The organism is Marinobacterium litorale DSM 23545 (assembly GCF_000428985.1).
In the GTDB taxonomy this organism is placed as follows: Bacteria; Pseudomonadota; Gammaproteobacteria; order Pseudomonadales; family Balneatricaceae; genus Marinobacterium_D; species Marinobacterium_D litorale.
Genome location: NZ_AUAZ01000001.1, coordinates 315665 through 326318, shown reverse-complemented (window position 1 = coordinate 326318; position 10654 = coordinate 315665). Strand labels below are relative to the sequence as shown.

At 50.9% G+C, this 10654-nt stretch carries 9 protein-coding genes and 2 pseudogenes; 8 read left to right on the top strand and 3 right to left on the bottom strand.

The annotated features are described in order from the left end of the window. From G403_RS0101545 to G403_RS0101525, 5 genes are all read left to right on the top strand, one after another. On the top strand, positions 1-401 hold a 401-nt coding region (locus G403_RS0101545), incomplete at its 5' end, for an IS5/IS1182 family transposase (RefSeq protein ID WP_027852427.1). Between the two features lie 416 nt (positions 402-817). Next, positions 818-2032, top strand: coding sequence for a M24 family metallopeptidase (locus G403_RS0101540; RefSeq protein WP_036232007.1), 1215 nt, complete (start codon positions 818-820; stop codon positions 2030-2032). A 159-nt stretch (positions 2033-2191) separates the two neighbouring features. Further along, a complete protein-coding gene (locus tag G403_RS0101535; RefSeq protein ID WP_027852425.1) occupies positions 2192-3796 on the top strand; it encodes a BCCT family transporter in 1605 nt (534 codons plus the stop codon). After that, a complete protein-coding gene (locus G403_RS0101530) occupies positions 3796-4560 on the top strand; it encodes a creatininase (RefSeq protein WP_027852424.1) in 765 nt (254 codons plus the stop codon). Before G403_RS0101535 ends, G403_RS0101530 begins: the two co-directional genes overlap by 1 nt. 47 nt (positions 4561-4607) lie before the next feature. Further along, entirely contained in the window at positions 4608-5162 is a 555-nt protein-coding gene (locus G403_RS0101525) for an ACT domain-containing protein (protein ID WP_027852423.1), read from the top strand. 24 nt (positions 5163-5186) lie between these two features. On the opposite strand, the gene G403_RS0101520 is transcribed toward G403_RS0101525, so the two are convergent. Continuing rightward, positions 5187-6056 (bottom strand): LysR substrate-binding domain-containing protein, encoded by an 870-nt coding sequence (locus tag G403_RS0101520; protein ID WP_027852422.1) that lies wholly within the window; start codon positions 6054-6056, stop codon positions 5187-5189. 186 nt (positions 6057-6242) lie between these two features. Between G403_RS0101520 and G403_RS21795 the strand changes: the two genes are divergently transcribed. After that, a complete protein-coding gene (locus G403_RS21795; RefSeq protein ID WP_051298360.1) occupies positions 6243-7418 on the top strand; it encodes a GlxA family transcriptional regulator in 1176 nt (391 codons plus the stop codon). 262 nt (positions 7419-7680) lie between these two features. On the opposite strand, the pseudogene G403_RS25215 reads toward G403_RS21795, so the two are convergent. Then, positions 7681-7845 (bottom strand): annotated as a pseudogene (locus tag G403_RS25215) (BCCT family transporter); the annotation flags it as partial. 17 nt (positions 7846-7862) lie between these two features. Between G403_RS25215 and G403_RS24790 the strand changes: the two are divergent. Further along, positions 7863-8214 (top strand): annotated as a pseudogene (locus tag G403_RS24790) (aldehyde dehydrogenase family protein); the annotation flags it as partial. A gap of 154 nt (positions 8215-8368) precedes the next feature. On the opposite strand, the gene G403_RS0101505 reads toward G403_RS24790, so the two are convergent. Beyond that, positions 8369-9262, bottom strand: coding sequence for a LysR family transcriptional regulator (locus G403_RS0101505; RefSeq protein WP_027852420.1), 894 nt, complete (start codon positions 9260-9262; stop codon positions 8369-8371). A gap of 125 nt (positions 9263-9387) precedes the next feature. On the opposite strand from G403_RS0101505, the gene G403_RS21790 reads away from it, so the two are divergent. Then, a complete protein-coding gene (locus G403_RS21790) occupies positions 9388-10605 on the top strand; it encodes a benzoate/H(+) symporter BenE family transporter (RefSeq protein ID WP_084403887.1) in 1218 nt (405 codons plus the stop codon). The last annotated feature ends 49 nt before the right edge of the window (positions 10606-10654 follow it).

The window sequence follows — 10654 nt, the reverse complement described above, 5'->3', positions numbered from 1 at the left end:
ACAGTTTCACGACAACTGCGGCCAATGAGCACGACCTTAATCAGGCTGATCAACTGCTACACGGTGAAGAAGCATTCATCTTTGCTGATGCGGGTTACAGGGGCGCCGAAAAGCGAGACGAGCTGAAAGATGTCAGTGCGGACTGGTACATCGCAGAACAGCCAGGGAAGCTGAAGACACTGAAAAAACACCCTCGGATCAATAAGGTCAGAATCCGCACCGAGTATCTGAAAGCCAGTATCCGTGCGAAAGTTGAGCATCCGTTTCGGATCATCAAGTGCCAGTTTGGTTTTGTAAAAGCCCGCTACCGTGGCCTGAAGAAAAACGACTGCAAGTTGGCCATGCTGTTCGCACTGGCCAACGTTGTGCGGGTGGATCAGATGTTGAGAGCACGGGGTTAATCCGTCTGCACTGCCTGAAAAGGTGGTTGCAGCTGGTTAAAAAGGGCTAAAAGTGTTGAATTTTCGCCTCTGAGGCGGTGACAACGACATTTCAGAGCCTTGGATCGGGCTTATTCGTAGCTACCTTAGAGAAGTTGCTAGAGATGCACAGTATTTGAGCATTGGGGCTATAAAAAAGAGCACGCTGAAGGTCGACCTTTCCTTTGCGCCTATCGAATACGGTCGAGCACCGTCGTAATCAAGAGCATTTGTAAGTTAAATAACAATATTTTTATTATTAATTTCTATAATAACACAAGCATCGCTAGCATCTAATTGAGTTCTGTGATCAGTCCTTCACAACGCTGACACAAGCTGTGTCCACAAAATGGTTCTTCGACCGACCTTTACGAGAAGAACAAAAACAGGAGTAGAAAATGCTATCGATGCCCAAAACACTGACCATCCCTAATGGCCGAAAGGTGCGTCCGACTTTCTCCCGTGCCGAACTGCAACGACGCTTGGACAACCTGCGTAACTACATGGCAGAACAGCAGATCGATGCGGTCCTTTTTACCTCTTATCACAACATCAACTATTTCAGTGATTTTGTTTATTGTCGATTTGGCCGCGATTATGGCCTTGTCATTACTCAAGACAGCTACACAACGGTCACAGCCAATATCGATGGCGGCCAACCCTACCGTCGCAATCAACTTGGCGACAACGTCGTCTACACCGACTGGCAGAAGGACAACTTTTATTACGCCGTACAGCAATTGATCAAGGATGGCGGGCGTGTTGGTGTAGAGCATGACCACATGCCTCTGCAAAACCTAAACAAAATGAAAGACGCCCTACCCGGTGCAGAGTTTGTCGATATCGGCGTTCCGACAATGAAAATGCGCATGATCAAATCCGCCGAGGAGATCGAGCTGATCAAACAGGGTGCACGCATCGCCGACGTAGGTGGGGCTGCCATCCGGGATGCGATAGCCGTTGGTGTTCCTGAATACGAGGTTTCCCTAGCTGGCACACAAGCGATGGTACGAGAGATCGCAGCGACCTTCCCGCACGGGGAGCTGATGGATACCTGGGTCTGGTTCCAGTCCGGGATCAATACCGATGGCGCTCACAACCCTGTGACATCAAGAAAAATAGAGGCCGGAGATATCCTGAGTCTTAATACCTTCCCAATGATCGCTGGCTACTATACTGCGCTGGAACGCACTCTTTTCTCGGAACACGCTTCCGACCGCCACCTAGAACTCTGGGAAATTAACTGTAAGGTACACCGCCGCGGTCTTGAGTTGATCAAACCGGGCGCGCGCTGCTGTGATATTGCGGCGGAACTGAATCAGATCTTCGCCGATCATGATGTACTGCAATATCGCACCTTCGGCTATGGCCACTCTTTCGGGACCTTAAGCCATTACTACGGTAGAGAGGCCGGCCTCGAACTCCGTGAGGATATTGAAACAGTGCTCGAGCCGGGCATGGTTGTATCGATGGAGCCGATGCTTATGGTACCGGAGGGTAAGCCTGGGGCAGGCGGCTACCGCGAGCACGATATTCTCGTTGTCGGAGAAGAGAGTGCGGAGAACATTACCCGTTTCCCGTTCGGACCGGAGTACAACATTATCAAGGGATAAATATGCCCACCGGCGGCTACGTTGTGGCGGCCGGTATCTAAAGGATGGCTTAAGGCCCGTCCATGAGACGCTGCTAAAAGATAAAAATAACATTCATCGCGGTGATAAGCCGAACCGTTTTATGAGATCGGCTCTCACCAACTCGAAGAGGTAACCATTATGGTTCTATCGAGAGGCCTTTTTCGGGGAATCAACCCGTTTATCGTGGTGATTTCTTTGGTCATAACACTGGCATTTACGCTTTATACTCTGATATTTCCCGAACAATCTGCACGATTGATCGATGACACACGTACTCTGGTAACTTTGACGGCCAATAGTTGGTATATCGTCCTAGCAGCAGGGTTTCTTGGATTTTGTCTTTGGATCGGCTTCAGTCGCTATGGAAATATTCGGCTCGGAAGAGATGACGAAAAGCCTGAGTTCAGCTATTTTGCCTGGTTCGCGATGGTATATGCCGCCGGGCAAGGTATCGGGATTATTTTCTGGTCCATCGCCGAACCAATGTTTCACTTCTCCAGTGGCACGCCATTCTCCTCGGACGTAGGAAACGCAGAAGCCGCTGAAGTCGCTATGAAAGTGACATTCTTCCATTGGGGACTTAATGCTTGGGCTATATATTCAGTAGTAGGGCTTTCCCTAGCCTTTGTCGCTTATCGCCTGAACAAGCCGCTGAGTATTCGATACACACTTTATCCGCTACTCGGCAATCGCGTCGAAGGAGGAGTCGGTATAACGGTCGATGTAATCGCTATATTTGCCACCCTCTTCGGCATAGCAACTTCCTTGGGACTGGGCGTTCAACAAATTAACGCAGGTCTACACGCCATTTGGGGGGTCCCACAGAACACCAGTATCCAACTACTGTTGGTCGTTGTGATATCGGCCTGTGCGCTTGTATCGGTTCTGACAGGATTGAAGCGCGGTATCAAGTACCTATCGATAAGCAACATGTGGCTGACAATCCTGTTGCTAGTTTTCTTCATTGCATTTGGGCCGACGCTATACATCATCAAACTTCTATTCAACGTCTCCGCTGATTATGTTATCGACCTGCTGGCACTCAACGTATTTGTGGAGTCAGCGACCCAAAATGTAGGTGATACAGGATCCACCTGGAAAAGTATGTGGCAAGGATGGTGGACCGTCTTCTATTGGGGCTGGTGGATGTCTTGGGCCCCGTTTGTTGGCGTATTCGTAGCTCGGGTTTCTCGCGGTAGAACAATACGAGAATTCGTGTTTGGAGTCATCGGAGTATCCAGCCTGCTCTCCTTCGTCTGGCTTGCAGCCTACGGTGGTACGGCGTTACATCTCGATCTCTTCTCTGGAGGGCATATTGCTGAAACGGTAAGCAACAATGTATCCGAAGCGCTCTATGCAACCTTCGCAGGTATGGATGTCGGTATGATCGGCAACCTTGCAACTATTGCAGGAACTCTACTGGTCGCGACTTACTTCATAACCTCATCTGACTCCGGAACTTTGGTTCTAACCACCATTATGAGTGAAGGGGAAGAACACCCGCTGAAACGCCATCGCACGTTCTGGGGGATAATGCAGGGGGTTGTTGCAGCGGTACTTCTGGTTGCCGGAGGCAGCTCCGCACTGAGTACACTGCAAACCGCATCGATTACAGCAGCGCTGCCTTTCTCTGTGCTCATGGTACTGATGTGCATATCCCTAGCTAAAGGTGTCAGCCAAGAACACAAAAGGATACTCGTAGAAACGCGTGCGAATACCATGCCTTTACAGGAGGGCTCTTGATGAACCGGCTCGCAGATTTGGACTGGAAATCGTACCAGTCACGTACCCAACACGGAGACGCTGTGATCCTCCTACCAATTGGCGCCATTGAACAGCACGGCCCCCATATGTCGATGAACCCTGATGTCCTGATACCGGAGGCGATCAGTGAGTCCGTGGCTTCAGGTCTGACTAATGCCCTGGTTGCACCTGCGATCTCTTATGGATACAAATCCCAGGTGAAATCAGGTGGCGGAAATTTTTTCCCCGGGACGACCTGTATCAATGGAAAAACATTGATCGACACCATTCAGGATGTTCTGATCGCGCTTGCCCGACACGGCAATCGGCGCTTCGTTCTCGTCAACGGACACTACGAGAACTCTATGTTCATCGTTGAGGGGATCGATTTAGCTCTGGAATCGCTCCGCCGTGACGGTATCGACTGTAACATTATGTTGCTGTCCTACTGGGACTATGTCGACCAAACCACTATAAAGGCGGTTTTCCCGGACGGGTTTACCGGTTGGGACGTTGAGCATGGCGGAGTACTGGAGACATCTCTGATGCTTTACCTCCACCCTGACCTAGTGAACATGGACAAAACTGTAAACCACGCCCCCGCCACCTTCCCTCCTTATGACCGTTTTCCTCCAGAGCCATCTTGGGTCCCCGCCAGTGGTACCTTGTCATCGGCCAGCAAGGCAACTGCAGAGCACGGAAAACTGCTGTTTAGGGTATGCGTAGAAGGCATCCAAGGCAGCATCAAAACTGAATTTGCCTGAGGTTTGCGGCCGGCGTTAAGCCGGCCGCGCTAAAACTCAGCCTATAGATGGATATTTCGACGGTGTATTCAACCTGGCTTATCAGCATAGCGGCCGATGACAACCCAGAGCTGCTGCAACGACTGACTGAAACATTCGCCTTCTGTGAAGGCTACCTGCTTGATCATCAAGTCATTGGGATGAATGGAAGAATGGCGGGACTCATAAAAGTCAGTCTACCCGATCATCATTCGGATTTTGCTTGGCGGCAGCTCGAAACTCTGTCGGCACATGGCCTACATGTGTTGTCCAGAGGACTCGCCTCAGTCGATCACTACACCGCCAATCAATCTACGTTAAATATCAGCGGAGAATACCGTCAAGGGCTCTATCATGAGATACGACTACTACTGGAAAGTCACTGGTTCCAAGTAAAAAGCTTCACACAAACAGTCGATGAGCCAGACTTCCATGGGCTTCAGCGTTATCGAGCCTCAATCATTGGTATCGCTCTTGACCAATTTTGTACAGAGCGATTTAGCAGCGCCCTACAGCATCTTGGTAACGCCATAGTTGTAGATATGCAATGCGCGCAAGCTCAAGAGAATTTTGTTATGCACTGACGCGCCAGTTGCCAACAATCACGCTCAACCGTGACGTTGGCTCTGAGAAAGGCCACTTCGGAGATAGTCCAGCAACCGTGCAGGCGCTGGCGCTAGATTCGCGAGATCATAATTAAAACCGATGGTTACTTCCCCTAGCGACGGCAGAAACTGGAACTTGCGGTGAGAGCCGAGACCTGTCGGTACTGTATTACTCGCTAAAGCAGTTATGCCAAGTCCAGCTTCAATCGCGGTCTGAATCCCGAGCAAACTGGAAGTGCAGTACATGATGCGCCAGGGAATCCCGGCGTTATTCAGTGCCTGTGTAATATGACGTCGGTAGACGCACCCCTCGGGATAAAGCACGAGAGGAACTGGCTCTTCCGAATCCAATTGGAAACCGGGGCCACTAACCCAAGACAAGGGCTCTACGATTGCATCCCGAGCCAAGATTTCGTCGGATGGATTCTCATCCATACTCATGACCAGGTCATAGTTGCCGCGCCTAAAGCCACTTCTCAAATTGATACTGAGCTCACTGGTCACATCAAGTGTTACTCCAGGATGTGTGTTTGAGAACTTCGATAACATCAATGGTAAGAAGGATACTTCAAAGTCATTTGGTATACCGAGCCGAACGGACCCACTAACTGTCGGCGTGACCAGTCGTGAAATTGCCGTATCATTCAGCTCTAAAATTTTTCGTGCATAACCAAAGAGCTGCTGCCCCTCTTCGGTCAATTTGAGCCCATTACCTCGGGTAAAGAGGGGGATATTTACCAGCTCTTCGAGTCTCTTTACCTGAAGGCTAATAGCAGGCTGCGAGCGCCCCAAAAGCTCCCCAGCCTGAGTAAATCCGCCCAACTCCTGAACCGTGACGAAGGTCCGCAGTAAATCCATCGGTAGATTTTTCATAACCTGACCTGAGTATCTCATGAAACGTAACTGATATTATATTTATAAATGATACAATTAAATATATAAATTTATAAAATACATCTATTTCTCTTATCATCCCCATATCGAACCGACCTTTCGCGCTACAAGAAGCAGAGCCCAACTTCCAAGATCCTATACCTACAAGAAAAAGAGGCTGCTCACATGAAAAAAAATAACTTATCTTATCAATACCAAAACGTATCAGGGCCGAGCCAACTCCTTAGCCACGCATCGTTCAGTAAAGAACAGCACTGTGAAACGCCTTTTAAAGTCGTATTTGTACTACTGGAAAATTTTTCGATGGCTGCATTTACGAACGCTGTCGACGTGCTGACGACAACTAACCTTATCAATAACAACGAATTGGTAAAGTTCACTCACGTCTGTCTCGAAGGCAATCACGTGCTCAGTGATGTTGGTCTGGAAATTAAAACTCGAGAAAGCTTGGAAGAAGCTCTCCGGGCCGACCTCGATATGCTTGTGATTTGCGGAGGATACCGTACACCGTTAATCAACAGTTTAACCCTAGAGTCGGTGCTAACCCGTTGCGCTAGGCGTCAAAAGTGGATTGGCGGTATCTGGAACGGCATTTACCATGTAGCAAACACAGGACTCTTGGACGGTCGTACCTGTACCGCACATCCTGAAAACTTGGCCCTACTCAAGGAGTTATTTCCAAAAACAGACGTGAGCACTAAGTCATATGAGATCGATGGCCGATTCTTCAGCAGTTCGGGGCCCAACAGCACCATGAAAGTAATGTTAGAATTGGTGGATACTCTTTTTGGGGATTCTCTGAAACTAGGTGTGGATGAGATTCTCGCGTGTGACACTTATACCGATGTAGATGACCACCTAATCAAAAAATACAAACACAGAGCCCTTCCAGCGTCTCTTCGAAGCGCTCTAGAGCTAATGGAGAGTAATATTGAGGAACCGCTAAGTCTTGAGGAAGTTGCAGCCTATATTTCAATTTCAAGACGACACATGGAGCGGCTGTTCTCTCGCTACTTCGAAATCAGCCCTTCTCGATTCTATCTTGAATTAAGGCTATCTAGAGGAAGACAGTTATTGTTGCAGTCCGACCGATCAATCGCGGAAATATCAATCGCATGTGGCTTCCTGAGCAGCACCCATTTCAGCCACAGTTTTCGAGACCTGTTTGGCATGTCCCCAACAAAGATGCGTTTATCATCCATTAGGTCTTGGCTGCCTAACTCAAACCCCAAAACATCTCGCTCGCACCGAGCGTTTGACCAAGCACAAGGGGAACAGAGCAAAGCCCTGCCCCTACCCGAAAGAAAAATGGAGCCGTTATTGGAAGGACATTTCATTTAGCGAACAGAACCGCTCCCAGTCCCCTGGCTTCTCAAGATTAAAGCTAGCTGTAGATGCAGGAACCTTTTCCCGCTCGACCCATCAAGTTTTGTAGGGGGCCTACTGTGTTACAGTGTCGATTTCTGAAAAAGCACAAGTGTGACTTCCCTTCGATTGTTTATTGGTACCCCAAAAATGTAATTTCCGGGGCGCCCTTAACATTTGGCTCAGGCACCTCGGAAACCCGGTTAGGTTAAGACATTATTTAACCAAGATGTGCTCTTTACCCTTTGAGCGCAATGACGATGCGGTAGCACATCAACAACATAACAATGGAGAAGGGAGTAGCTGTCGCTGTCACACCAGCCGGCAGCGCAGACAGATCACCACCGATCAGCAGTACTATTGCGATTAACCCCTCGACGATTGCCCGGAAGATACGCTGCGGACGCGGCGCACCCGTAGATCGCTAAGGTCTCTTTCACCGGCGAGTGTGGAACCGGAAAGAAGGTGATGGAAGCCAGCGCCAGAATACTAAAGTCTGTGACCATGGAACTGGGCGGCAAATCACCGTTGATCATTTTTGAGGGTGCGGACCTGAAACATGCCGTATCCGGCGCAATGATGGCTAACTTCTTCACTCAGGGCGAGGTCTGCACCAATGGACATCAGCGCACTGATCTCCGAAGCTCACCTAAACAAGGTAATGGGCTATGTCGAGGCCGCCAAGCAGGCCGGTGCTCACCTACTCTGTGGCGGCGAACGTGTGACTGATGATGATCTGGCAAAGGACAACTTCGTGGCGCCCGCGGTGTTCGTAGCACTCGGCAATATCGGTGCGCCTTACGAGTGATGGGGGCGCCAACCTAAGGCGCCCATCTGTGCGATATCAGCAGCTAAATAGCACGGAGCGCTTTTAGCTACTGACGGTTTCCCCAAAGCCGAAATGAACAGCACCTCTTGTATTCAAGCTAAAATGGCCGAAGCAACTCCACCAACCAATCTATAAACACCCGCAGCCGGTTCGGAACCTGCCGCTGTGGTGGGTAGAGAACAGACAGGGGCAATGGTGGCGGCGCCAGCTGAGATAGAATTTCGACTAAGTCACCATTATTTAATTGAGCGGCCACATGGTAGCGCGGTACCTGCACGATCCCCAGTCCCGCCTCGCAGCCTGCCACGTAGGAGGTTCCATTGTTAACGGACAGCACGGAACTGAGCCGGCGCTGCACAACGCCGTCTGATAAACGGAAATACAAAGGATCGACCCGCCCGGTGCTGGCTGAGCGAAACTCCACATAGTGATGTCGCTCCAGCTCTTCCAGCGTTACGGGAATGCCGTGACGCTCAAGGTAACTTCGGCTCGCGCAGGTCACTTGAGAAAGTTCGGCGAGGCGACGAGCGATCAACGTCGAGTCATTTAATTCACCGATTCTCAGTACACAGTCCACGCCTTCACCAAGCAAATCAACAACCCGATCACTCACGCTTATATCCAGACGGATATCCGGGTAACGGCGGATAAAATCGGGCAATGCCGGCATCACGACCAAGCGGCACAGGGATGCTGGCAGATCAACTTTGAGCCGTCCGGTCAGGCTATTCGCGCGCTGAGACAGGAGGCTCTCAGCCTCGGCCAGATCTTGGAGAATATCGCGGCACCGATGGTAGTAGAGCTCACCTTCTGGCGTCGCGCTGAGCTGTCGAGTGGTTCGATGCAGCAGGCTAACTCCAACATGTTGTTCTAGCTGTCGGATAAGCGCCGTGGCTGAAGCGCGGGACATGTTCAGCTGTTCAGCCGCCCCGGTGAACGTTCCCCTCTCTACAATACTTACAAAGAGCCTCATCGCTCTGAAACGATCCATCGTGTTTTCCATTGTTCGGATTTTCCAAACAGTGTTACCGGAGCACACCGGTTACTCTATCCACTCAGCGCATCTAAAGTACCAGGACTATACGCTCACTGCAGATTGAGGGAGTTTCACCAAAGATGGGTAAAGATCTTTCACTAACGGCGATTTCCGCCGGGCTCTTGGCTGTGCTCGTCTCCTATTCCGGTCCCCTGCTCATTCTTTTTCAGGCCGCCCAGAGTGCTCAAGTATCCAACGACCTATTAACAAGCTGGGTGTGGTCGGTTTCGATTGGCGCTGCGGCCGCCGGCATCCTGCTGAGTTGGTGGACACGGGTGCCGATCGTGACCGCTTGGTCCGCTCCGGGTACCGCCCTGCTGGTCACACTGTTTCCGGAGTTGAGTCTTAACCAGGCAGTGGGTGCCTACATCACCGCCGCACTGCTCATGTTTTTGATCGGCATCACCGGCTACTTCGATCACCTGGTGAGGATGATTCCCAAGGGAATCGCCGCCGGTATGATGGCCGGCATCCTGTTCCAGTTTGGTACCGGCGCCTTCGGTGCCGTAAGCGAGGCTCCAGTACTGGCGCTCTGCATGATCGGCGCCTACCTTTTGCTTAAACGCTACCTGCCCCGCTACAGCCTTATACTGATGCTGCTTGTTGGTATTCTACTCTCAGTACTGCTGGAAGGCAGTCGGCTCGATGGTGTGAAGCTGATGATTACTGAACCTGTTTTCATCGCGCCGGAATGGAGCCTGAGCGCAACCCTGAGCCTGGCGATACCGCTGGTACTGGTCAGCCTGACAGGCCAGTTTTTACCGGGTATGGCGATTTTGAGAGCCTCGGGCTATGAGCACCAGAGGGCGAAACCGATCCTGACTGTTACCAGTATCAGCTCACTGTTTGTGGCCTGTTTCGGGGGGATAACCATCGTGATCGCGGCAATCACCGCCGCTCTATGTACGGGTAAGGATTCCCATGAAGATCCTGACAAGCGCTACATCGCCGGTATCGCCAACGGCGTTTTCTACCTGATTGGAGGTACTCTGGCCGGCACCATGATTTTGCTGTTCAGCGCCATGCCCAGTACCTTTATCGCGGTTCTGGCCGGCCTTGCATTGATTGGCGCGATCAGCGGCAACCTGGTGGGCGCTCTTCAGGATGAGCAACACCGGGAAGCGTCCCTGATCACCTTTCTAGCCACAGCGTCAGGCATGAATATTCTCGGTCTTGGTTCGGCCTTCTGGGGGGTTGTGATTGGCTCCGCTGCTTACCTCGTATTGCACAGCGATCACGCGGATCGCCCTAGACAGTGGCTTCTTAAGCGAAACCCGAAAGCTGACACAGACAAATAGCCAGGGTCAAAAAAGGGGGCATCAGCCCCCAAGTTCACCACAAAGCAAC